At 69.9% G+C, this 21452-nt stretch carries 22 protein-coding genes; 18 read left to right on the forward strand and 4 right to left on the reverse strand.

Annotation, left to right across the window (positions count from 1 at the left end; all coding sequences use genetic code 11):
- Positions 1–25: 25 nt before the first annotated feature.
- The 8 genes from ACIN94_RS20600 to ACIN94_RS20635 all read left to right on the forward strand — a co-directional run bounded on the left by ACIN94_RS20600 (position 26) and on the right by ACIN94_RS20635 (position 8772).
- A complete protein-coding gene (locus ACIN94_RS20600) occupies positions 26–2470 on the forward strand; it encodes a nitrate- and nitrite sensing domain-containing protein (protein ID WP_400708252.1) in 2445 nt (814 codons plus the stop codon).
- Positions 2471–2579: 109 nt separating this feature from the next.
- Entirely contained in the window at positions 2580–3008 is a 429-nt protein-coding gene (locus ACIN94_RS20605) for a roadblock/LC7 domain-containing protein (protein WP_400708254.1), read from the forward strand.
- On the forward strand, positions 3005–3391 hold the full coding sequence (locus ACIN94_RS20610) for a DUF742 domain-containing protein (protein WP_400708256.1): 387 nt from the start codon (positions 3005–3007) through the stop codon (positions 3389–3391). The genes ACIN94_RS20605 and ACIN94_RS20610 overlap by 4 nt, the downstream gene beginning before the upstream one ends.
- On the forward strand, positions 3372–3974 hold the full coding sequence (locus ACIN94_RS20615; RefSeq protein ID WP_400708258.1) for a GTP-binding protein: 603 nt from the start codon (positions 3372–3374) through the stop codon (positions 3972–3974). The genes ACIN94_RS20610 and ACIN94_RS20615 overlap by 20 nt, the downstream gene beginning before the upstream one ends.
- A gap of 174 nt (positions 3975–4148) precedes the next feature.
- On the forward strand, positions 4149–6167 hold the full coding sequence (locus tag ACIN94_RS20620) for a CehA/McbA family metallohydrolase (RefSeq protein WP_400708260.1): 2019 nt from the start codon (positions 4149–4151) through the stop codon (positions 6165–6167).
- 125 nt (positions 6168–6292) lie between these two features.
- Positions 6293–6721: a protease inhibitor I42 family protein gene (locus ACIN94_RS20625; RefSeq protein WP_400708262.1), complete on the forward strand. Its 429-nt coding sequence runs from the start codon at positions 6293–6295 to the stop codon at positions 6719–6721.
- A gap of 181 nt (positions 6722–6902) precedes the next feature.
- Positions 6903–7697, forward strand: coding sequence for a polyphosphate kinase 2 family protein (locus tag ACIN94_RS20630; RefSeq protein ID WP_400708264.1), 795 nt, complete (start codon positions 6903–6905; stop codon positions 7695–7697).
- Between the two features lie 109 nt (positions 7698–7806).
- Positions 7807–8772, forward strand: a complete 966-nt coding sequence (locus tag ACIN94_RS20635; RefSeq protein ID WP_400708266.1) for a hypothetical protein — start codon at positions 7807–7809, stop codon at positions 8770–8772.
- Positions 8773–8844: 72 nt separating this feature from the next.
- Here ACIN94_RS20635 and ACIN94_RS20640 read toward each other — a convergent pair whose 3' ends face one another.
- The gene (locus ACIN94_RS20640; RefSeq protein WP_400708268.1) at positions 8845–9111 is read right to left on the reverse strand and encodes a zf-TFIIB domain-containing protein; all 267 of its coding nucleotides are present in this window, start codon (positions 9109–9111) and stop codon (positions 8845–8847) included.
- A 45-nt stretch (positions 9112–9156) separates the two neighbouring features.
- Complete coding sequence (locus tag ACIN94_RS20645) at positions 9157–10053, reverse strand: phosphotransferase family protein (RefSeq protein ID WP_400708270.1); 897 nt, start codon at positions 10051–10053, stop codon at positions 9157–9159.
- A 56-nt stretch (positions 10054–10109) separates the two neighbouring features.
- Between ACIN94_RS20645 and ACIN94_RS20650 the strand changes: the two genes are divergently transcribed.
- From ACIN94_RS20650 to ACIN94_RS20665, 4 genes are all read left to right on the forward strand, one after another.
- Positions 10110–11009 carry a TIGR03619 family F420-dependent LLM class oxidoreductase gene (locus ACIN94_RS20650; protein WP_400708272.1) on the forward strand — a complete coding sequence of 300 codons (900 nt, stop codon included), beginning with the start codon at positions 10110–10112 and terminating at the stop codon, positions 11007–11009.
- Between the two features lie 165 nt (positions 11010–11174).
- The gene (locus tag ACIN94_RS20655; RefSeq protein ID WP_400708473.1) at positions 11175–11927 is read left to right on the forward strand and encodes an HAD-IIA family hydrolase; all 753 of its coding nucleotides are present in this window, start codon (positions 11175–11177) and stop codon (positions 11925–11927) included.
- A 36-nt stretch (positions 11928–11963) separates the two neighbouring features.
- Positions 11964–12596: a hypothetical protein gene (locus ACIN94_RS20660; RefSeq protein ID WP_400708274.1), complete on the forward strand. Its 633-nt coding sequence runs from the start codon at positions 11964–11966 to the stop codon at positions 12594–12596.
- A gap of 209 nt (positions 12597–12805) precedes the next feature.
- On the forward strand, positions 12806–13462 hold the full coding sequence (locus ACIN94_RS20665; protein ID WP_400708276.1) for a neutral zinc metallopeptidase: 657 nt from the start codon (positions 12806–12808) through the stop codon (positions 13460–13462).
- 79 nt (positions 13463–13541) lie between these two features.
- Here the strand turns inward: ACIN94_RS20665 and arfB are convergent, their stop codons facing one another.
- Positions 13542–13964: an alternative ribosome rescue aminoacyl-tRNA hydrolase ArfB gene (gene arfB / locus ACIN94_RS20670; RefSeq protein ID WP_400708278.1), complete on the reverse strand. Its 423-nt coding sequence runs from the start codon at positions 13962–13964 to the stop codon at positions 13542–13544.
- A gap of 185 nt (positions 13965–14149) precedes the next feature.
- Here arfB and ACIN94_RS20675 point away from each other — a divergent pair, with 185 nt between their 5' ends.
- The 3 genes from ACIN94_RS20675 to ACIN94_RS20685 all read left to right on the forward strand — a co-directional run bounded on the left by ACIN94_RS20675 (position 14150) and on the right by ACIN94_RS20685 (position 17026).
- On the forward strand, positions 14150–14983 hold the full coding sequence (locus ACIN94_RS20675; RefSeq protein ID WP_400708280.1) for a hypothetical protein: 834 nt from the start codon (positions 14150–14152) through the stop codon (positions 14981–14983).
- Between the two features lie 153 nt (positions 14984–15136).
- Positions 15137–15649 (forward strand): hypothetical protein, encoded by a 513-nt coding sequence (locus ACIN94_RS20680; protein ID WP_400708282.1) that lies wholly within the window; start codon positions 15137–15139, stop codon positions 15647–15649.
- A 108-nt stretch (positions 15650–15757) separates the two neighbouring features.
- On the forward strand, positions 15758–17026 hold the full coding sequence (locus ACIN94_RS20685) for a cytochrome P450 (RefSeq protein WP_400708284.1): 1269 nt from the start codon (positions 15758–15760) through the stop codon (positions 17024–17026).
- Between the two features lie 26 nt (positions 17027–17052).
- On the opposite strand, the gene ACIN94_RS20690 is transcribed toward ACIN94_RS20685, so the two are convergent.
- Entirely contained in the window at positions 17053–18480 is a 1428-nt protein-coding gene (locus tag ACIN94_RS20690; RefSeq protein WP_400708286.1) for an MFS transporter, read from the reverse strand.
- Between the two features lie 113 nt (positions 18481–18593).
- Here ACIN94_RS20690 and ACIN94_RS20695 point away from each other — a divergent pair, with 113 nt between their 5' ends.
- The 3 genes from ACIN94_RS20695 to ACIN94_RS20705 are packed head-to-tail and all read left to right on the forward strand — an operon-like array spanning position 18594 to position 21450.
- On the forward strand, positions 18594–19544 hold the full coding sequence (locus ACIN94_RS20695) for an STM4015 family protein (protein WP_400708288.1): 951 nt from the start codon (positions 18594–18596) through the stop codon (positions 19542–19544).
- Positions 19541–20629 carry an STM4014 family protein gene (locus ACIN94_RS20700; protein ID WP_400708290.1) on the forward strand — a complete coding sequence of 363 codons (1089 nt, stop codon included), beginning with the start codon at positions 19541–19543 and terminating at the stop codon, positions 20627–20629. Before ACIN94_RS20695 ends, ACIN94_RS20700 begins: the two co-directional genes overlap by 4 nt.
- A 14-nt stretch (positions 20630–20643) precedes the next feature.
- Positions 20644–21450: an STM4013/SEN3800 family hydrolase gene (locus tag ACIN94_RS20705; RefSeq protein ID WP_400708292.1), complete on the forward strand. Its 807-nt coding sequence runs from the start codon at positions 20644–20646 to the stop codon at positions 21448–21450.
- The last annotated feature ends 2 nt before the right edge of the window (positions 21451–21452 follow it).

Here is a 21452-nt window from a genome sequence, read left to right on the forward strand (position 1 = left end):
TTTCACTTTCACCAGGATGGGTGCTATGCGCTTGCGGAACGCGCGTCTGCGGACCAAGGTCACGGCACTGCTGGTGTCACTTGCCGCCCTGTGGGCGTTCACGGCATGGGTGACGGTGCGTGAGGGACTGAACATGCTGGGGGTGGCCACGCTCAACTCGGGCGTCTCCGACCCGAGCGTTGAACTGGTGGCACAGTTGCAGGCCGAGCGGCGGCTCACTCTGGTCGCGCTGGGCAATCCTGTCGTGGCCTCTCAGCAGCGCGGGGTGTTGAACGCCCAGCGCGAGCGCACCGACTCGGCCGGCGCGCACCTGCGTGAACTTGTCGGCGGTAGCAGTGTGAAGCTGATGGCGAGTGAGACGCTCACACAGAGGCTCGGTGAGGTCTTCCAGCGGCTGGACCGCCTGGGCTCCGCCCGCAAATCGATCGACGCCGGTCGTCTGGACAGGATCCGGGCCGCCACGACATTCACCCAGATCATCGACTCCGTTTACTCCGTCTATGATTCGCTCGCCACACTGGACGACGACGCGATCGCCAAGGACACCCGCACGTTCATCGCACTGAGCCGGGCCCGGGAAATGTTCGCTCAGGAGGACGCACTGGCGGCGGGCGCCCTGACCGGGGGCCGGTTCACCGGTCCTGAGCGCGTCCTGTTCACGCAGATCGTTGGTGCGCAGCGCTTCCTCACCACCCAGGCGGTGGCCGAGCTCCCTCCGGCCGACCATGCCGCCTACCAGCGCCTGGCCTCCAGTGAGTCGTTCACCCGGGTACGCGACATGGAGGAGCGGATAACCCAGGGCCCGAATGCCGAACTGGCCGGGACCGTGAACATCGGGCAGTGGAGCGCCGCCGCCCAGCCCGCGCTGTCACAGCTGAACGAGATGGTTCTGGCGGGCGGTGCCGGCGTGGTCGAGCGCGCCACTCCGGTGGCGACCGGCGTCATCGTACGGCTCGTGCTGGCCGGTGGCCTTGGCCTGCTGGCGGTCGTCGCCTCCGTGATCCTCTCCATCACCACCGCGCGGGCACTGATCCAGCAGCTGGAGAAGCTGCGGATCGCCGCCTGGGATCTCGCCAACGAGCGGCTTCCCTCCGTGGTGGAACGGATCGGCCACGGGCAGGAGGTGAACATCGCGGCCGAGGCGCCGCCGCTGGAGTTCGGCAACGACCAGATCGGCCACGTCGGCCAGGCGTTCAACGCCGTGCAGCAGACCGCGATCAAGGTCGCGGTCGAGCAGGCCCAGCTCCGGCGTGACATCGCCGACATCCTGCGCAACCTCGCCCGCCGTACCCAGTCGCTCGTCCACCGCCAGCTGGGCGTGCTCGACGTGATGGAGCGCCGGGAGAACGACCCGCAGAACCTACGGGATCTGTTCCGGCTCGACCACCTGGCCACCCGCATGCGCCGTTACGCCGAGAACCTCCTCGTCCTGTCCGGCGCGGCTCCCGGCCGCGCGTGGCGCGACTCGGTCCCGATGATCGACGTGGTCCGCGGCTCGCTGGCCGAGATCGAGGACTACACCCGGGTGGACGTGCTGCCCCTGGGAGAGGTGGCGCTGGACGGGCGTGCCGTGGGCGACATCATCCACCTGATCGCCGAGCTGGTCGAGAACGCCGCCTCCTTCTCCCCGCCCTACACGACCGTGCAGGTCAGCGGGAGCATCGTGGCTCACGGGTACGCGCTGGAGATCGAGGACCGGGGCCTGGGCATGAACCCGGAGGACATCGTCCGAGCCAACGAGCGGATCGCCAACCCTCCGGAGCTCAAACTGTCGGGCAACGCCCGCCTGGGACTGTACGTCGTCAGCCGGCTGGCCGAACGGCACGAGGTCCGGGTGACGTTCAAGACCTCGCCGTACGGTGGGACGACGGTCGTCGTCCTGATCCCGCAGGACCTGGTCACCGAGCAGTCGGAGTCCGAGACCGCCGTCAGCGTCCCACAGGCCCGTACGGCGAGCACGGGCACGTCGGCGGGTGGGACGCCCGTGGTCCGCGGGCAGATGGCCGGACCGCGGGAGCTCGCCGGTGGTGCCGACTCGGGCGGCGAGCTGCTCGAAGGGCTGTTCGACAGGGGGGAGAGGTCCATCGGGGACGACCTTCACGGGGCGACCTCGACCCCGATGCCGGCCCCGTGGGGCAAGGCGGCCACGCCGGTCGCGGACCGTTCCGAATCCGCGGATGTCTCCGGCACCCCCGCACTCCCGCTGCCCACGGTCATGCCCCCGCCCGACACCAGTCATACGCCGGGCGGCCTGCCGCGCCGCGTCCCCCAGACCCATCTCGCCGCCCCGCTGCAGGACGACGAGCCGCTGTCGGTGCCCTCACCCGAGGACGACGACGAGCGCTCGCCGGAGACCATCCGCGCGACCATGGCGTCCTTCCAGAGCGGCACGCGCCGCGGCCGTTCCGACGCGGCGCACCTGCTCGAACGGGGCGGTGATCCCGTGAACGGAGGAGAACCCCCCGTGTGACGCACGCCAGTGATGATCTCGATTCGTGCGGGCCGCCCGGCGCCGACGAGCCGCCGGAGGCCGGCGACCTAACACCCGTCGGCAGGAAGTCGGCAGAGAGGGGACAAGAGTGGTGCAGGGAACAGGATCTTTCACCGACCTGGCCTGGTTGCTGGATGACCTGGTCGTGCGAGTGGGGGAGGCCGAGCACGCGATCGTCTTCTCCTCCGACGGCCTGCTGCTGGCGACGTCGGAGGGGTTCGGCCAGGCTGACGCCGAGCACCTGGCCGCCGTGGGATCGGCGATCCAGAGCCTGGGGCGGGGGGTCAGCGACCGGGTCGAGGGTGGTGCGGTGCGGCAGACCATCATCGAGATGCGGTCGGCCTACCTGGTCGTGAGCGCGGCCGGGCAGGGAGCCTGCCTGGCGGTGCTCTGCACGCACGATGCCGATGTCGGCCTGGTCGCCTACGAGATGGCCATGCTCGTCACCCGGGTCGGCCAGTACCTCACCTCACCCGCGCGGTCGGCACAGGCCGTCGTGGACGACGTCCCGCGATGAATCCCTACGGAGAGCGCCCCAACGCGCAGTGGGTGGGTGAGGAGGCCGGGCCGATCGTCCGGCCCTACGTTCTCACCCGGGGGAGGACCGAACCGGCTCAGGGCAGGTTCGACCTCATCACCCTGGCGGTGAGTACCCGCTCCGCCACCCCGAGGGAGAGCGGACTCGACCCCGAGTGCCTGGCCATCGTGCGGTTCTGCCAGCAGCCTCAGTCGGTTGCGGAGATCGCCGCGCACATGAACCTTCCCGCAGGCACCATCCGGGTCCTGCTCAGCGACCTGCTCGATCAGGGATTCATCGCCCTGCAAGAACCACATTCGGAGACGGACATGCACGACGAGAGGCTGTACAGGGCGGTGCTCAATGGACTCCGTGCACTCTAGCCGTGACGCCGGCCAGGTCAGGCTGCCCAAGGCGATCAAGATCCTGGTCGCCGGAGGCTTCGGGGCAGGAAAGACCACCCTGGTCGGGGCGGTCTCCGAGATCGAGCCGCTGCGCACCGAGGAGACGCTGACCAACCAGGGGGTCGGGGTCGACGACCTGTCCGGGGTGGAGGCCAAGCAGACGACCACGGTCGCGATGGACTTCGGCCGCATCACCATCGGCGACGACTACCGGCTCTACCTGTTCGGCACCCCCGGGCAGGAACGGTTCTGGTTCCTCTGGGACGAGCTGGCCCTCGGCGCGCTGGGCGCGGTCGTCCTGGCCGACACCCGCAGGCTGGCCGACTGCTTTCCCTCGCTCGACTACTTCGAGCGGCGCGAGACGCCCTTCGTCGTCGCGGTCAACTGCTTCGACGGGGCCCGCCGGTACGACCTCGACGAGGTCCGGCTCGGCCTGACCCTCCATCCCGACATCCCGATCGTGCTGTGCGACGCCCGCAGCCGGGAGTCCGGCAAGAAGGTGCTGATCGCCCTCGTGGAGCACGCGATGAGGATGCGTCTCGGCACGGCGTCGGTGACCTGACAGCCGTTCCCCGGAGACCTCCCGGACCTCGGGGTACATATCCTCCTCCGGGGATCACGTATTGCCCTCAGGTATGCATGAATCAGATCTTTCGATTCTCTGTGCCATTAGCAGCTTATGTCGGTCATGTCACGATGGCGGCGATCAACGGGAGTTCCACCACGGGAGAGATCCATGTGTGACGATCCAGCCATGCCGCCCGCTGTGGCGCGGGCACTTGAGGAGTATCGGGCGCTGCTCGCCGAGCACGGGGTCACCTGGGGGGAGGACCCCATCTTCTACGTCAGATCCATGACCACTGACGCCTACCTGATGGGTGCCACGACCTTCTGGGACGTCTGCCACGGCATGCTCGCCGCGCGCTATCCGGAGGTGTCCCCGGAGGAGCGGAAGAACCACCTCGCGGAGCTGGACATGGACGAGGTCGTGCGGAACGTCCTCGCCGGCAGGGTGCTCGACAACCTCGCCGCGCTCCGGCTCACCTCCGACGGCGTCACGGTCGACGCGCACGCGCAGGCCGTACTGGAAGGGAAGCCCCTGCACACGACGTTGCTGGTCGACTCCGCCCGCGAGAAGCCGGTCACCGTGCTGGTGGACGGCCGGGCACACGAGATCGGCCCGCACGGCGCCCGGCTCATCAAGATCACCAGTGGGAGCGAGGTGATCGCCGACGGCGGGCCCGTGGACCTCGCGCCCCTGACCCGTCCCGCCCCCACCGCCCGCCTGCGGCTGCGCGCCGGTTTCCCGTGCAGGTGGAGCGTGTACGGCGAACACGGACAGGGCTGGTACCCCGAGGGTGCCCCGGACAGGCGCGACTACCACGTCATGCCCTACTTCCACGGTGACGACGTCGTGCTGGACGTCCCGGCCGAGCCGCTGACCGTACGGGTGTCCAGAGGGATGGAGTACGGCTCCGCCGAGGTGGTGATCACCCCTGTGCCGGGCGAGGAGACCCTGCTGGAACTGTCCCCGGAGCGGCTCTACGACGCGGCGGCGCGCAGCTGGTACGGCGGGGACATGCACGTCCACCTCAACTGGGCCGGTGACATGGTCGGCACGCCGGCACTCGCGGCGGCCATGCAGCACGGCGAGGACCTGCACGTGCTCAATCTGGTCGCCGGAAACGTCTCCTCGGCGCGCGTCTACGACTCCGAGGCGCTGACACACTGGGCGGGTCAGGACCTGCCGTGGTCGGACGCCACCCACCTGGCCAGGCTGGGCGTCGAATACCGCAACGACCTGCTCGGCCACTTCTACGCCTTCGGGCTCTCGGCGCCACCCTCGCGCTTCCACACCGGCTTCCTGGGCACCGTGGACTGGCCGCCCAACAGCGTCGCCTGCGAGGAACTGCGGAGCCTCGGCGCGCTCATGGGCTACAGCCACCCCTTCCACAACCCGATCTCCGACACCGAGGGCCCAGCTCACCTGCTGTGGCGGGGGCGCAACTGCTCCTCCAGGGAGATCGTCGCCGATGCCGCCCTCGGCCTGGTGGACAGCCTCGACGTGCTCACTCATTCCTCGATCGCCGCGACCGCCGTCGTCTACCGGCACCTGATCGGCGCGGGCAACCGGCTTGCTGTCACCGCCGGGACCGACGCGATGGTCTCCTTCGCCCGGCGCGGCAACCAGTCCAACCCGCCCGGCTGGGCCCGTGTCTACGCCCGCGTGGACGGCTCGCTCACCGCCGGATCGTTCGCCGAGGCCGTCAGGCGGGGCCGTACGTTCGGCACCACCGGTCCCTGGCTGGAGCTGTCGGTCGACGGACACGGGCCGGGCGCCACCCTGGACCTCTCACCGGGAGCCCGGGTCACGGTCACCGTGAGATCGATCGGCCCCGAGGTGGAGAGACTGGAGATCCGCACCGCCGACGGCGTCCTGGCCGAGGGACCGCCCGGCGAGTTGACCGCCGAACTGGCCGTCACCGACCCCACCTACGTCGTCGCCCTGGCCACCGGCGGGCCGCACGAGCGCACCCTCACCCGCGGTGCCTACGCCCACACCAGCCCGGTCTACCTCGACCTCGGAGGCCGTCACGTGGCCAGGGAAGCGGACATCCGCTGGTGCCTGGAGTGGCTGGACGGAATGGAGGAGGTGCTCCGGCAGGAGGGCACGTTCGAGACCGCCGGACAGCTCGGCGACCACCTGGAGCTGATCGAGCGGGCCAGGGAGGTCTACCGATCCCGCCTGGGCTGACGGCCGGCGAGCGACTCGGCGATACCCCTGCCGGACCGGCCGGGATTGGCGTCCCGCCCCGCTGGAGGAACGGGACGGCGTGACCTTCTGAGGCGGCGGCAGCCTCGGTCGCTAATGTGAGTCGCGTGATTCACCGAACGACGCTGGTCGTCCTTCTGCTGGTGGCGCTCGTCGCGGGATGCGGCAACGGGGCCGCGGTCCAGTCTCTGGGCGTGATGGTTCACGGGAAGGTCGGCACGACCGTGGACGTCCGGCTCGCCCCCGGTCAGCGGTTCTCGCTCGGCGTGGACGAGAACGCCTCCGCCGGTGACAGCTGGCGGATGGCCGACCTGCCGGACGTCCTGGTGGCCTCGTTCATCAGCGAGGAGTACCGGCCCGGCTCCGAGGCGAAGAACGCGGGCGGGGTCCGCTACTTCGTCTTCAACGCCAAGAGGCCCGGTACGGCCACCGTCACGATCTCCAACTGCCGGAGCTGCCCGGCTGACCGGGTGCCCGCCGACGAGCAGAGCAGTCGCGTCTCGGGGGACGCGATCTTCCGGATCACCGTCACCTGAGCCGGCTCCCCGAGCCGGCCCGGTAAAGGCCCCGTCACCCAGGCCGTCACCCTTCCGAGCCTTTACCGGAGCCGCCGGAGCGGCCCGGCACATGGCCGCCTCCCCGCCGACGATGCGAAGCTGGTCCTCTCGACTTCCTCCCCGGGGCCGAAGCCCGGGGTCTCCGCGCTGGAGGTATCCGATGAGTCGCCTGTCCCAGGTTGATCTGACACAGAAATTGTCGAAGGGGAAGGCAGACGAGCGGCTCGAGGCCGCGCTGGACCGCCTGCTGCACCTGCGGCTCGTCCTGGGCGGCCAGATCGGCGACAGACGCATCGGGCCCCCGCTGTGCGCGGTGTTCGAGGGCTGGGACGCCTCGGGCAAGGGAGGGGCCATCAAGCGGCTGGTGCGCCTGCTCGATCCGCGGCACGTACGGGTCGCCCAGTTCGGGGCTCCGACCTACGACGAGAAACGGCACCACTTCCTGTGGCGGTTCTGGCCCGTCCTTCCCGGCTGGGGAGGCATGACCGTGCTCGACCGTTCCTGGTACGGGCGGGTACTGGTGGAGCGCGTCGAGGGCTTCGCCACCGAGGAGCAGTGGTCGCGCGCCTACGGCGAGATCGTGGAGTTCGAGAGGACCCTCGTCGCCGAGGGCATGATCATGGTCAAGTTCTGGATGCACGTCTCCGCGGAGGAGCAGCTGCGGCGCTTCCGGGATCGGGCGGGTGACCCGCTGCGGGCCTGGAAGCTCACCGACGAGGACTGGCGGAACCGGGAGAAGCGCCCGCAGTACGAGGCCGCCGTGGAGGACATGCTCGAACGGACCGACCATCCGAAGGCGCCCTGGCACGTGGTGGCCGGGGACGACAAGCGGCTGGCCCGCGTCACCGTCGCCGAGACGGTCTGCGCCGCGGTCGAGGCGGAACTGCTGGCCCGTGACTACGACCTGAGCGGCCCCGTTATCGACCGGCCGTTCCATTCAGCCGATTCTCCCTGAACGGCCTCCCCCGGCGGCTCGGCAGGCCGGACCGGGAGGGGAGACCATCGCCCCGGGAGTGCTGTTCCACCGTTGACGTGTCGTGATCGATCCGGCGATAGTGGTGGAGATGAGGACCCCCCGTCTGCTGTCGTGTGCGGTGGTCACCGTGCTGGCTCTGAGCGCGTGCACCTCCGGCACCTCCGGTGAACCCGGAGCCGGCCCGTCCGGCGGTATGGCCGGGGGAGGCACGGAGACGGCCGAGCCCAGCGGGACGCCCGTCCCCGCGGAGCTGACCACCGGGGACTACCGGGCCGAGCTCGGCAAGGCGCGCGGTCCCATCAGGGACGCGCTCAAGAAGCTGAACGCGACCGGCGGCAAGGGACTCGACAGGCGACTGAGACAGACGGTCGCCACGATGGAGGATGCGGTCACCGGGCTGGAGACACTGACTCCGCCGTCCGAGGTGAAGCTCGAACACGACGACTACGTGAGCACACTCCGCCGGTTCCTGAGCGCGCTTTCCGCCGCCCAGGAGGACGTGCGGGCACAGGACGTGTGCACCGGGCCCGCCGTACTGACCGGGGTCCGGGAGGTCGGGCAGCTGTCGCACCTCCGCAGGAGCGCGGCCGCGCTGGCCGACCGGGGCGACTACCGCACCGATGTCATCCCGGTGAAGGTCACGGGGGAGAGATCCCGCCGCCTGCCCAACGGCAGGTACATCAGATCTGAGGGCCGTCCCGGGCGCGCCTACCTCGAACTGAAGAACGGCAACGGGCGGGACGCGGTCGTCGTGCTGGTGCGCGGCAAGAAGAAGGCGGTCCGGGTCTACATCCGCAGGAAGTCGACGTTCAAGGTCCGGGGCGTGCGGGACGGCAGCTACAAGGTCTACTACACCCTCGGCACGGACTGGGACTCCAGGGTCGGTGGTTTCACCCGATCGTGTTCCTTCGAGCAGTTCGGCAGGTCCGTACGGTTCAAGACGGTCTACACCGCGACCCAGATCCGCTGGAGCAACTGGACCATCACCCTGAACGCCGTCGTGGGCGGCACCGTCTCGCCCAGGCACCTCAAGCCGGGCGACTTCCCCGGCTGACGCCTCTCCGCGGGAAACGCGGAGACCGCGACCCCGTGACGAGATCGCGGTCTCGGTCTGTCCTTGATCAGGTCAGGTCGAGAAGAGCATGCCCACCCAGCTGCGCTGGCGGTGGTGGCCATAGGAGCCGCCGTGCTGCGGTGCGCCCCAGGCGGGAGCGCCGTGCGCGGGCGGCGGAGAGGCGGCGGCGTGCGATTGGGACCACTGGCTCTCCATACGGGTCAGCGTCTCGAGCTCACCGTAGTCCAGGAAGATCCCGCGACAGTTGTCACACTGGTCGATGTGGACGCCGTGGCGCTCATAGGTGCGCATGACGCCGCGGCACTTCGGGCACTGCATCTGGCTGATCTCCTTGCCCTGGCACTGTGGTGAACTGACCACAACCTACTGCGTGGGCACGCTCCGGCAGGCGCTTCGGAGTCGGATGATCCTTTCGCAGGTGTCGATCAGCACGTGCTCGACCTCGTCCGGCAGCCGTCCCTCCCGCTCCGCGGTGGCCAGCGCGGCCGCCGTCAACTGCACGGTCATCGCCTGCGCCGGCAGATCCAGCCACTCCCACGGGTCGCCGTCGGCCCCGGCGGCGTGCCCGCCCGCTGCGCGGTAGGCCCCCAGAAACCGGTGCCATACCTCCTCCTCCAGCAGACCGGCCGCGAACCAGGCCGCGGGTCTGGCCAGGTCCCAGGCCGGATCGCCGATCCCCAGGTCGTCGACGTCGATGAGGATCCACCCGTCCCCTGTGTGGACCAGCTGGCCCATGTGCCAGTCGCCGTGGGTCGTCGAGCGCGGCCCGGCGTCAAGAGAGGGCAGGCAGGCCAGGGCGCGGCGCACGACGCGCCCGGCGGCGGAGCCGCCGTCCAGGCGGGCGACTGTGGTGGCCACTCGGGCGGGGCCGCCTGCGGCCGGCAGCGGGGGAAGTGCCCCGGCCGGTACGGCATGCAGCCGGGCCAGCAGCCGCGCGGCCGCCTCCCAGGGGGCCGCGTCCGGGTCCTTGTGGTCCACGGGGACTCCGGCCGGCCACACGGTGACCAGCCGATCATGGACGGCCATGACCTCCTCGGTCACCGGGCCGAGAATGATGCCGCGCAGCGCCGGATGGGCGACGGCCCGCATCCGTTCCACCAGCGGAGCCTCCTCGGCCCCGGGGGCGTGTGCCTTCACCACGACGGACCCGGCCCGCACAATGATCACGTCCGGTCTGGTCGGCAGCACCTCGGCGGGCGCGCCGCCGTACCGGACGCCGATCTGGCGCAGTTCCTCGATCAGGCCCTCGCTGTCGCTCACCCGGCTAGTGAACCACTGATCCACGGCTCCGCCGTAGGGTGCATAAGGTGCATGGCATGAGGATCGGATTCGCGGTGCCGGTGTCGGGATCCTGGGCGACGCCCGTCAACATGCTGCGGATCGCGCAGCGGGCGGAGATGCTCGGATATCACGAGGTGTGGACCTTCCAGCGCCTGCTGTATCCGCAGGGGAGTCCGATGGGGCCGGTCTACCGCAGCGTGCACGACCCGGTGGTCACGCTGGCCTATCTGGCGGGGGTGACCAGCCGCGTCCGGCTCGGCGTGGCGGTGCTCAACATGCCCTTCTCCTCGCCGGCGATGCTGGCCAAACAGCTCAGCAGTCTGCAGGCGGTGTCCGGCGGCAGGCTGGACGCGGGGCTCGGGCTGGGCTGGCTCCCGGAGGAGTTCGCGGCGTCGGGAGTGGCCTTCGAGCGGCGCGGGCGGCGCGGCGAGGAGTTCATCCACGTGCTGCGGCGGCTCTGGTCGGAGGAGGTCGTGGAGCACAAGGGGGAGTTCTACGAGTTGCCGCCCGTGCACCAGGATCCCAGGCCGCTCCCGCCGCCGCCGATCCTGCTGGGCGGGAGCGCGGAGGTGGCGCTGCGACGGGCGGGACGGCTGGCGGACGGCTGGATCAGTTCGAGCCGCGAGGACCTCGACCGTATCGATGAGAAAATCTCCATCGTGAAGGAAGCGGCCCGTGCCGCGGGACGGGATCCGGAGGCGCTGCGTTTCGTCACCCGGGGGGTTACCCGGATCCGCCCGTCCGGAGCCGTCGGGCGCACCCTGCTGACCGGCTCGTTCGAGGAGATCCGGCAGGACGTGGCCATGCTGGAGGCCAAGGGCGTCACCGACGTCTTCCATGACCTCAACTTCGATCCGGAGATCGGTTCGCCTGACGTCGATCCCGAGGAGTCGATGCGCCGGGCCGAAGCGGCGCTGGAGGCTCTCGTCCCCTGACCGGGCAGACGGCCGTGGGAGGAGAGTCCCCGCAGGGCCGTCACATATGCGGGCCTGATGACGTGGTGCCCGTCTTTGACCTGCCATCCTTGTTCCGTACCTGTTGGCCTGGAACGCGGGGGAACGGTGGACGAGCGCAAGCCGATCGAGTGCTGGTTGTCGGACATGGACGGAGTGCTCGTTCACGAAGGGCAACCGGTGCCTGGGGCTGACGAGTTCATCCGCCGTCTGCGTGAGTCGGGCAAACGGTTCCTGGTGCTCACCAACAACTCCATCTACACTCAGCGCGACCTCGCCGTACGGCTGCGCGTGGCGGGTCTTGACATCCCGCCGGAGTCGATCTGGACCTCGGCGCTCGCCACGGCGAGGTTTCTGGACTCCCAGCGTCCCAGCGGTTCCGCCTACGTGATCGGTGAGGCAGGCCTGACCACCGCTCTGCACGAGGTCGGCTACGTTCTCACCGACATCGATCCCGACTACGTGGTGCTCGGCGAGACCCGCACCTACAGTTTCACCCAGATCACCCGCGCCATCCGGCTGATCGAGGGCGGCGCCCGGTTCATCGCCACCAACCCCGACCCGGTCGGCCCGTCCAACGAGGGTTCGCTGCCCGCCTGCGGCGCGGTCGCGGCGATGATCACCAAGGCGACCGGCGTGGAGCCCTACTTCGTGGGCAAGCCCAACCCGATGATGATGCGCAGCGCGCTGCGGGCCCTCGACGGCCACAGTGAGAGCACCGCCATGGTCGGCGACCGGATGGACACCGACATCGTCTCCGGCATGGAGGCGGGGTTGCACACGATCCTGGTGCTGACCGGCGTCATGAGCAGGGGACAGGTGGACCGTTACCCGTTCCGCCCGTCCCAGGTGGTCGACTCGATCGCCGATCTGATCGAGATGATCGACGGCGATACCTGACCGGAGCTGCCAGGTATCGGTGCGAGGCTGCCGTATATGACGGATGTTTATCTGGAGATCGGTCCGAAGAAGGTCTTCGCCTGCTCTGTGGAATGGCCGGGGTGGTGCCGCATCGGGAAGTCCGAGGAGCTCGCGCTGGGCGCGCTGGTGGACTACGCGCCGCGCTACCGGGTGATCACCGAGCGGGCCGGGCTGGCGTTCGAGCCCGGTGACCCGGTGATCGTGGAGCGTGCACCGGGAGGGGTGACCACCGATTTCGGGGCGATCGAGGCGATTCCCGAGCTGGACGGCAGACCTGTGGCCGCGGCCGAGGCGGAGCGCGCTGTGGCGCTGCTCAGGGCGGCATGGGAACTCTTCGACGGGGCCGTGGCCGGTTCGCCGGAGGAGTTGAGGAAGGGCCCGCGCGGTGGTGGCCGGGACCGGGACAAGATGGCCGCCCATGTCGCCGAGGCCGAGCGTGCGTACGCCCGCAAGATCGGTGTCCGGCATAAGCCGTTCCGCGACCCCTCCGGCTTGGTGGCGATGCGCGCGGAGATCGCCGAGGTGCTGGCCACGCCCTCGGACGGTGGTTCCGTGGTCTCCGGCGGCTGGCCCGTCCGCTATGCCGCCCGCCGCATCGCCTGGCACGTCATCGACCACCTGTGGGAGATGGAGGACCGCCGCGACTGAACCGCAAGGGGAATTGGTCGTGTACGGATGGTTCGCCGGCCCGCATTCCGGCGTTCCCGTCGTAGCGAAAGTGATTCATATCGCATAGAGCTCCGTTTTCTGCAAGCTTCGTGAAATATCGTTATGAATCGCACTTCGCTCTTCCGTGGCACTGGAGCCGCATTTACCGTCGAGGCAGGGTCGGGGGCCGACGAGAGGCGGTCGTGAGCATGCGGCGGTGGAGAGTGGTCTGGCTGGTACTCGCCCTGACTGCCCTGATCACCTTCGGTGCGGGTGGCGGGGTCGGTTCGGCGTCCGTACGGCAGGCGGACGACATGGACAGGGACATCTCGGCGGCTGTCTACGTGGTCAACCGTTACTGGTCGACCCACTGGTCGCGATTCTTCACCGGGAGATACTCGCGGCCCGGCGTTTTCGGCGGCTACCAGAGAGGTGTGAGAAAGCCGCCTTTCTGCGGCGCGGTCCGGCTCACCTATGACAATGCGTGGTATTGCTCGGACGATGACTACATCGCCTGGGATGTCGACCTCATGAGGGAGGGCTACCGTTTCGGGGACGCGTGGGTGTATCTGGTCATCGCCCACGAGTGGGGGCATGCCGTGCAGCGGCGGCTCGACGCCTCGCTGGTCCTGCGCACCTACGAGCTCCAGGCCGACTGCCTGGCGGGAGCCGCCCTGTACGGCGCGGCGGCGGACGGGCTCCTGCGGTTCGAGAAGGGGGATGTGGAGGAGATGGCGGCGGCGCACCGGCGGCTGGGGGACGCGACGCCGTGGACCGACGTCGGTGACCACGGGACCGCCGCCCAGCGGATGTCGGCCTTCAAACGGGGGGCGAGGTACGGCGTGTCCGGCTGCCTGCCCCGCTGAGATGCCGGTCTGGTGGCCGGTGACTCTGTTCCGCCGCGGTGGGCGTGGCTGAGCCGGCCGGTGTGCGCGGTGGGAGAGCTCAGGGGTCGCCGCGGCGCAGGCGTTTGAGGTCGGAGCGCTGCTTCTTGGCGGTGATCCGCCGTTCGACGGCGCCCCTGCTGGGTTTGGTCGGCCGGCGTTTCTTGGGCGGCGGGGCGATCGCCTCGCGCAGGAGCTGGGCCAGGCGCATCTCGGCGGCCTCACGGTTACGCAGTTGGGAGCGGAACTCGGAGGCGGCGATGGTGATGACGCCGTTGACCAGGCGGGATCCGAGACGCTCCAGGGCGCGGGTCTTGAAGAGCGGGCCGAGTGACTCGGTGGCGGCCAGGTCGAAGCTGAGCTCGACCCGGCTGTCGGTGGTGTTGACCCCCTGCCCGCCGGGACCCGAGGAACGGGAGAACCGCCAGTGGAGTTCGGCCTCGGGGACGGAGACCGAGCCGCTGAGCTGAAGCGGACCGGGCATGGCGGGTGACTCCTTGTTGTGAGGGCGGGCGTTCAGGATAGCTGGCGGCCGAACCTCTACATCAAGTGATTTATGCCCCGATAAAGGAGTGCTGACAAGGACATGGGTGGGCTTGTGGCGCCCTGCTCCTTCCGTCACAGTGACTCGGGGGCAGATCATGAAGATCGTCAGTGGGAGGCGGGCGCGTGGGCGACATTGTCGGTGTGCACGGGATAGGCAAGTACAACTACTACCGCGATGCGGGAAACTCGGTCAGTGGCGCCGCCGCCGCGATGCGCGACAAGTGGGACCGTTACCTGCACAAGGGCCTGACCGGTGGCAGTCCGCATGCCGGGGAGCGCTATATCGCGGAGGTCGCCTACTACGCGCACCTGCTGGGCGAGCGCAAGGACGACTCCCCTCGCGCCGTGCAGCGCATGGACGTCGGGGCTCAGACGGTCTTCGTCGCCTGGGCCAAGCAGCTCGACGCGGTGGGGGAGGGGCTGACCGGCGCGCTGTACCGGATGACCAGCTGGTTGCTGGACCGGTTGCAGGGCAACGCCATCGAGTTCGCCCGGTTCTTCTGCCCGGAGGTGGCCACCTACATGACCGCCGGCGGGGCGGCGCGGGCGGAGGCACGGGCGGCCGTGGCCGAGGTGATCAGGCGTAACCGGCCGAAGGTGGTGATCGCGCACTCGCTCGGCAGCGTGGTGGCCTACGAGACGCTCTGGGCAGATCCCGGCCTGGAGGTGGAACTGCTGATCACCCTCGGCAGTCCTCTCGGCATGCGTAACGTGATCTTCGAGCGTCTGCTGCCGGCCCCGGTCAACGGCTGGGGCGCGCGGCCCCCGCAGGTCGGGCGCTGGATCAACATCGCCGACAAGGACGACATCGCGGCCATCCCTCCGGAGTTGCGGTCCTGCTTCACCGGGGTTGACCAGGAGGCTCTGGTCAACCTGGACTGGCTTGACTTCCACACGGTGGAGAAGTATCTGGGCTGCGGCGCGCTCAACGGACACCTGAAGCCGTACCTGCGCTGACCTCGGTGCCGCGCTGGAAGTTCTTCGCCCGGATGCCGCCCGCCGGTCGGTGGTGGCCGGGTGGGGTCCGGTTCCCGTTCCGTCGTTCCGGTGGACGGTTCTCCTTGGTGTAATCGTGAGGAATTCCAGCTGATTTGTTAGATGATGCGGCGTATGAGTCACCTCGCCCAGAGACTCAGCGCTGCGGCTCTCGTCGCCGCGCTGGGCGGCACCCTCCTTGTCCAGAGCCCCGCCCAGGCTGCCACCCAGGTGGCCGCCAGGTCCGCCGCCGGGGCGGCCGCCTTCCGTTTCGAGGTCCTTTTTCCCAAGTACGTCCGTCGAGGTGGGTACCTCACCTACACCGTCAAGGTGCGTAACAGGACGGCCCAAGGCCAGTACTACGTGGCGCTCTTCGGGAAATTCTCCGGCCACTTCCGCGCGGTCAAAGTGGTCCGCAAGCCGCGCAGTGTCAAGTGCTCCGTTGACCGCCCGGCCCTGACCTGCTGGATCGCCTCCCTAGACAAGGGGGACTCGACGACCATTGTCATCCGCGCGTGGGTCGGCCCGCGCCGGGGCACCGCCACGGCCAGTTTCGGTGGGGTCGCCACCAAAGATTCCGGCGCACGCCTCAGCGATCTGAAGAAAGACCTGCGCGGCAGCATCACGGCGCGCGCCAAGGTCCTGTGAGAGCGGGTAGCCGAAGAGCGTTTCCCGGCCGGGGCGGGGACGCGGCTCTCGTACGAGCGATGGTCTCCGGGGGATTCAGACACCCGGGCCACGGGGACATGAACTCACGTGACAAGCGCGGATAGTGAGCACGCCAGCACTGAGAGTGCGGAGATCGATCTGGCCGATCTGGGGTTCTGGCGCCGCCCGCTCAAGGAGCGGCACGAGGCGTTCGCGCGCCTGCGGGACCTGGACCGGCCGGTGTTCTTCGCGGAGAAGCGGGTGCCGCTGCTCCGCTCGGGCAGGGGATTCTACGCGCTCGTCCGGCACGCCGACGTGGTGGAGGCCAGCCGTAACGCCAGGGTGTTCTCCAGCGAGCCCGGGGTGACCAGCCCCGAGCCACCCGGCTGGGTGAAGTACGTGTTCGGCGAGTCCATGGTCAACATGGACGACCCCCGGCACGCCCGGCTGCGCCGTATCGTCTCCCGGGCCTTCAGCCCCAGGATGCTGGCCGGCCTGCAGAGCGACATCGACGCCGCGTGCGCGCGGATCGTCGACGACGTGGTGACGGCCGGCCCCGGCGATTTCGTCGGCCAGGTCGCCTCCCGGCTGCCCATCCACGTCATCTGCGACATGATGGGGGTCCCCGGCGACGTGCGGGCCAGAGTGCACGCGCACGTGGACGTCTCCACCGCCTACAGCGGGATCCGGCCCAGCCTGGTGCAGACCGTCCGGATGGCCGCGGGCAACACGCTCGCGCTGCTCGCCCTGCAGCGCCTGGTGATCAGGCTTGGTCGGGAGCGGGCCGTGAAGCCGCGGGATGACCTGGTCTCTGCGCTGGTCACCGCCAATGTCGATGGGGAGAGGCTGACCGACCGGGAGCTGGGGTCGTTCTTCGCGCTGCTGCTCGTGGCGGGGAACGAGACGGCGCGCAACACCATGGCGCACGGCCTCAAGCTGCTGACCGACAACCCCGAGCAGCGGCGCCTGCTGGTGGAGGACTTCGACGGGCGGATCGGGGGGGCGATCGAGGAGATGGTCCGCCACGTCTCGCCCATCATGCAGTTCCGCCGTACCGTCACCGAGGACTACGACCTGCGCGGTCTGCACCTGAAGGCCGGGGACAAGGTCGTGCTCTTCTACGGCTCGGCCAATCGGGACGGTGAGGTCTTCCCCGACCCCGACCGATTCGACATCACCCGCGACACCAAGCCGCATGTGGGTTTCGGCGGTCCGGGGCCGCATTTCTGCCTGGGCGCCAACCTTGCCCGCCAGGAGATCAGGACGATGTTCCGCGAGCTGTTCACCCGGCTGCCGGAGATCCGCTCGGTCGGTGAGCCGGAACTGCTGGTGTCCAACTTCGACAACAGCGTCCGGAGCCAGGCGTTCACCTTCTGAGAGCCGCCTCCGCGGCGCCGGTCCGCTCAGCGGCCCTGCTGGGGGGCCTCCACCGGGCAGCCGGTCTGCGGTTCCGCCTCGATCAGCACGTTCACGCGGATGGCGAGGGAGGTGATAAGCGCGGCGACGGCCATCATCGCCGCGCTGATCAGCATCGTGGTGTGGAATCCGGTGGTGAAGGCGGCCGGATTCTTGAAGGCTTCGCCGGTCAGGCCGGCCAGCGGCGGGAGGGCGGCGACCGCCAGCAGGCCTCCGGTCCGGGCGACGGCGTTGTTGACGCCGCTGGCCACCCCCGCGTAGCGCTCCTCGGCGCTGGCCAGCACGGTCGCGGTGAGCGGCGCGACCGCCGCCGACAGCCCCAGGCCAAACAGGGCCGTCGGGCCCAGCACGCCCACCACGTAGGACGTGCCCTCACCGATCCTCGACATCAGCAGCAGCGCGGCAGCACAGGTCAGGATGCCCGCCGTCATCGGGATCCGGGGCCCGATCCGCTTGGCCAGCTCGCCCGACCGGGGCGACAGCAGCAGCATCAGGACCGTCACCGGGATCATCGCGGATCCGGCCGCCATCGGGGAGAAGCCCGCCGAGACCTGGAGCTGGACGACCAGCAGGAAGAACACCACACCCATCGCGGCGTACATGATGAACGTGACGACGTTGACCACGGTGAACACCTTCGAGGTGAAGACCCCGACCGGCACCAGCGCGCCGGGCGAGCGCCTGATCTCCAGCCAGACGAACGCCACACCCAGCAGGACGCCCACTGTGACCGGGATGGGCTGGAGGGCGATCAGGCCGTAGGTGATCCCGGCCAGCGCCAGCGCGGCCAACGCCGCGCCGAGCACGTCGAACCGCCCGGTGGCCTGGGTATCCCTGCTCTCCGGTACATGCCGCAGGGCCACCGCCACCACGAGCGCGGCCAGCGGCAGGTTGATCAGGAACACCCACCGCCATCCGGCGGTCTCCACCAGCCAGCCGCCGAGCAGCGGTCCGACGGCCGCGGCCGTCCCGCCCAGCCCCGACCAGGCTCCGATCGCCCTGGGCCGCTCCTCGCGGACGTAGGACGCCTGGATGATGGCCAGGGATCCCGGCGTGAGCAGGGCTCCGCCGACGCCCTGGAGTGCCCGGGCCGCGATCAGCGTCTCCACGTTCGGTGCCAGCCCGCACAGGGCTGAGGCGATGGCGAACCAGACCACCCCGATCAGGAAGATCTTGCGCCTGCCGTACCGGTCGCCGAGCGAGCCGCCCAGCAGGATCAGGCCCGCCAGGGTGAGGGTGTAGGCGTTGACGGTCCACTGCAGCCCCGCCATGTCGGCCCCGAGGTCGGCACCGAGCGCGGGGAGCGCCACGTTGACGACCGTGCCGTCCAGCAGCGCGATGCCCGAACCGAGCACGGTGGTGAGCAGGACCCAGCGCCCCTGAGCCGAACTGAGCCGGATGTGGCCGTTGTCCATAAGCCTCATCATCGCCGAACGCTTCGCGTGATCGGAAACGCGGCTGTGATTCCGGAAGTGTCGGCGATCTCTGGTAGGACATGGTCTGCCACGTTTCGCCGGACAGGAGCCCGATGGACCACAGCGAGTTCAACGACCACGTCGACGGTCTCTACAGGGGGACCTACGCCGGCCTGCCGATCGCTGCCCTGACATCCGACGAGGGGGAGACACCCGCCGCGGACCGGGTCGCCTGGCGGATCTCCGCGGACGTCTACGGCGCGAAGGAGAGCTTCGAGCAGCAGTTCGCCCGGTTCCTGGAGAAGGTGGACACCAGCGAGGTCAGGGCGATCGTCGTCGGCGGCTGGGAGGATGCCTACGAGAACGACAGTTCAAAGACCGTCGGCCTGCTCGCGGCGAACGCCTCCCGGCTCCCGGCGCTGCGTTCCCTGTTCTTCGGCGCGATACCGTCGGATGAGTGCGAGATCTCCTGGATCCGGCAGAGTGACATCACCCCCCTGCTGGAGGCGTTTCCGCTGCTGGAGCGGCTGGAGGTGCGCGGCGGGTCCGGGCTCCGGCTGCGGCCGGTCCGGCATGACAATCTCAGGGTGCTGAGGTTCGAGGCGGGCGGGCTGCCCGCCGAGGTCGTCCGCGCGGTCGCCGCGTGCGACCTCCCCGCCCTCGAATACCTGGAGCTGTGGCTGGGCGTCTCCGAGTACGACGGCGACGCCTCGGCCGCCGATCTGGCGCCGATCCTGTCGGGGGAGAGCCTCCCCGCGCTGCGGCACCTCGGCCTGCAAGACAGCGAGATCCAGGACGAGGTCGCGGCCGCCGTGGCGGCGGCGCCGGTGGTGGCGCGGCTGGAGTCGCTGGCCCTGTCCATGGGGGTGCTTACCGACGAGGGCGCCGAGGCGCTGCTGTCCGGCCAGCCGCTGACTCACCTCAAGCGATTGGACCTGCACCACCACTACCTGACCGACGAGATGGTCAAGCGTGTCGAGGCCGCCTTCCCTGGTGTCGAGGTCGATCTGTCCGAGCGGGAGGAGCCCGACGAGGACTGGCGCTACGTCGCGGTCGCGGAATGACCTCCCTGACGGTCGTCGGCACGCCGGGGGAGCGGCGGGTGACCATGTTCGCCGAGGCCTGCGTCCGGCACGGCCTGCGCGAGCCCGAGGTCGTGCCGTGGACCTCCGTGCTCCGGGGCGAGGACATCCGGCTGGAGCCCGGGACGCTCGTGCGGATCGAGTCGCCCGGAGAGGACGCCGAGGCCGACGCGCTGCTGCGCGGTCCGGGCGAGCCGTCCCGGGTCGGCGGTGGGTCCGCCTGGCACGCCGCCTTCACCGCCGGGACGGAGAGGATCCGCCGGGCCGTCGGCCGGACCCCGGGGGCCGTGCTGCTCGCCGACGTCGGGGAGATCGCGGTGATGTTCGACAAGAGGCTGTGCCACGCGAGGCTGTCGGCGGCCGGGGTGCCGGTGCCGCCCACGCTGGCCGGGCCGGTCGGCGGCTACGCCGAGCTGCGCGAGCGGATGGACCGGGCCGGTTGGGGGAGGGTGTTCGTCAAACCGGCCCACGGTTCGTCGGCCTCCGGGGTCGTCGCCCTGCAGGCCTCCGGAGAGCGGGTCAAGGCGGTGACCTCCGCGGAGCTGGCCGCCGGTGGGCTGCACAACTCGCTTCGGGTGCGCTCCTACGAGGACGAGGCCGACGTGGCGGCGATCGTCGATCTGCTGGCCGGGGACGGCCTCCACGTGGAGCGGTGGTTCCCCAAGGCGGGCATCGGCGGGCGGACGATCGACCTGCGGGTGGTCGTCGTCGACGGCACGCCGACCCACGCCGTGGTCCGCGCCAGCCGTACCCCCATCACGAACCTGCACCTCGGCGGGGAGCGCGGCGATCTCGATGCGGTCAGGGCCAGGCTCGGCCCGCAGGGCTGGGAGCGGGTTCTCGACGCCTGCGCGCGGGCGGCGGCGTGCTTCCCCGGCAGCCTGTCCGCCGGGGTGGACCTGATGATCGGTGTTGACTGGCGGAGTGTCGCAGTGGCCGAGGTCAACGCCTTTGGCGACCTGCTGCCCCGGCTAACCGGCTTTCCCGGTGGCGGCGCCGAGGGCCTGGACACCTACGACGCCCAGGTCGGGGCCATCCTCGCCCGCCGTACGGCGGGAGCGTGGTGAGCGTGGTGCGGGACATGAACGCGATCGTGGGGAGTCACGATCTGCTGCTGGTGACGCTCGACACGCTCCGCTACGACGTGGCCGACGAGCTGGTCGGCGCGGGACGGTTGCCCAACCTGGCGAGGGCGCTGCCCGGCGGGCGGTGGGAGCGGCGGCACAGTCCGGGGAGCTTCACCTATGCCGCGCACGCCGCGATCCTGGCGGGGTTCCTGCCCACTCCGGCCGCTCCGGGGCCGCATCCGCGGCTGTTCGCGGCGGCGTTCCCCGGCAGCGAGACCACGGCGGACGGGACATGGGTGTTCGACGCGCCCCACCTACCCGGCGGGCTGGCGGGGGCCGGGTACCACACGGTCTGCGTCGGGGGAGTGGGGTTTTTCAACAAGCTCACCCCGCTCGGGTCCGCGCTGCCGGGGCTGTTCGCCGAGAGCCACTGGGAGCCGGAGTTCGGGGTCACCTCGCCGACCTCGTTCGAGGCGCAGATCGCGTGCGCCGAGCGGGCGGTGGCGGGGACGGACGGGCCGGTGTTCCTGTTCGTCAACGTCTCGGCGCTGCACCAGCCGAACTGGTTCCACCTGCCGGGAGCCACCCGCGAGCACGGGGACAGCAGGCAGAGCCACGCCGCCGCACTGGAGTACGTGGACCGGCACATCGGCAGATTGTTCGCCCTGATGAGCGCCCGGCGGCCGGGGTTCGCGATCATCTGTTCCGACCACGGCACCGCCTACGGCGAAAACGGATATGTCGGGCACCGGATCGGCCACGAGGTCGTCTGGACCGTGCCCTACGGAGAGTTCACGATGAAGCGGGGAGAGTGGCGGTGACT

This window comes from Streptosporangium sp. NPDC087985, from assembly GCF_044741965.1.
Taxonomy (GTDB): domain Bacteria; phylum Actinomycetota; class Actinomycetes; order Streptosporangiales; family Streptosporangiaceae; genus Streptosporangium.

Coding starts and splice junctions, on each gene's coding strand:
- ACIN94_RS20600 (WP_400708252.1), top strand. CDS start 26: ATGCGCTTGCGGAACGCGCGTCTGCGGACCAAGGTCACGGCACTGCTG.
- ACIN94_RS20610 (WP_400708256.1), top strand. CDS start 3,005: ATGAATCCCTACGGAGAGCGCCCCAACGCGCAGTGGGTGGGTGAGGAG.
- ACIN94_RS20615 (WP_400708258.1), top strand. CDS start 3,372: ATGGACTCCGTGCACTCTAGCCGTGACGCCGGCCAGGTCAGGCTGCCC.
- ACIN94_RS20620 (WP_400708260.1), top strand. CDS start 4,149: ATGTGTGACGATCCAGCCATGCCGCCCGCTGTGGCGCGGGCACTTGAG.
- ACIN94_RS20630 (WP_400708264.1), top strand. CDS start 6,903: ATGAGTCGCCTGTCCCAGGTTGATCTGACACAGAAATTGTCGAAGGGG.
- ACIN94_RS20635 (WP_400708266.1), top strand. CDS start 7,807: ATGAGGACCCCCCGTCTGCTGTCGTGTGCGGTGGTCACCGTGCTGGCT.
- ACIN94_RS20640 (WP_400708268.1), bottom strand. CDS start 9,111: ATGCAGTGCCCGAAGTGCCGCGGCGTCATGCGCACCTATGAGCGCCAC.
- ACIN94_RS20650 (WP_400708272.1), top strand. CDS start 10,110: ATGAGGATCGGATTCGCGGTGCCGGTGTCGGGATCCTGGGCGACGCCC.
- ACIN94_RS20655 (WP_400708473.1), top strand. CDS start 11,175: ATGGACGGAGTGCTCGTTCACGAAGGGCAACCGGTGCCTGGGGCTGAC.
- ACIN94_RS20660 (WP_400708274.1), top strand. CDS start 11,964: ATGACGGATGTTTATCTGGAGATCGGTCCGAAGAAGGTCTTCGCCTGC.
- ACIN94_RS20665 (WP_400708276.1), top strand. CDS start 12,806: ATGCGGCGGTGGAGAGTGGTCTGGCTGGTACTCGCCCTGACTGCCCTG.
- arfB (WP_400708278.1), bottom strand. CDS start 13,964: ATGCCCGGTCCGCTTCAGCTCAGCGGCTCGGTCTCCGTCCCCGAGGCC.
- ACIN94_RS20680 (WP_400708282.1), top strand. CDS start 15,137: ATGAGTCACCTCGCCCAGAGACTCAGCGCTGCGGCTCTCGTCGCCGCG.
- ACIN94_RS20690 (WP_400708286.1), bottom strand. CDS start 18,480: ATGGACAACGGCCACATCCGGCTCAGTTCGGCTCAGGGGCGCTGGGTC.
- ACIN94_RS20695 (WP_400708288.1), top strand. CDS start 18,594: ATGGACCACAGCGAGTTCAACGACCACGTCGACGGTCTCTACAGGGGG.
- ACIN94_RS20700 (WP_400708290.1), top strand. CDS start 19,541: ATGACCTCCCTGACGGTCGTCGGCACGCCGGGGGAGCGGCGGGTGACC.
- ACIN94_RS20705 (WP_400708292.1), top strand. CDS start 20,644: ATGAACGCGATCGTGGGGAGTCACGATCTGCTGCTGGTGACGCTCGAC.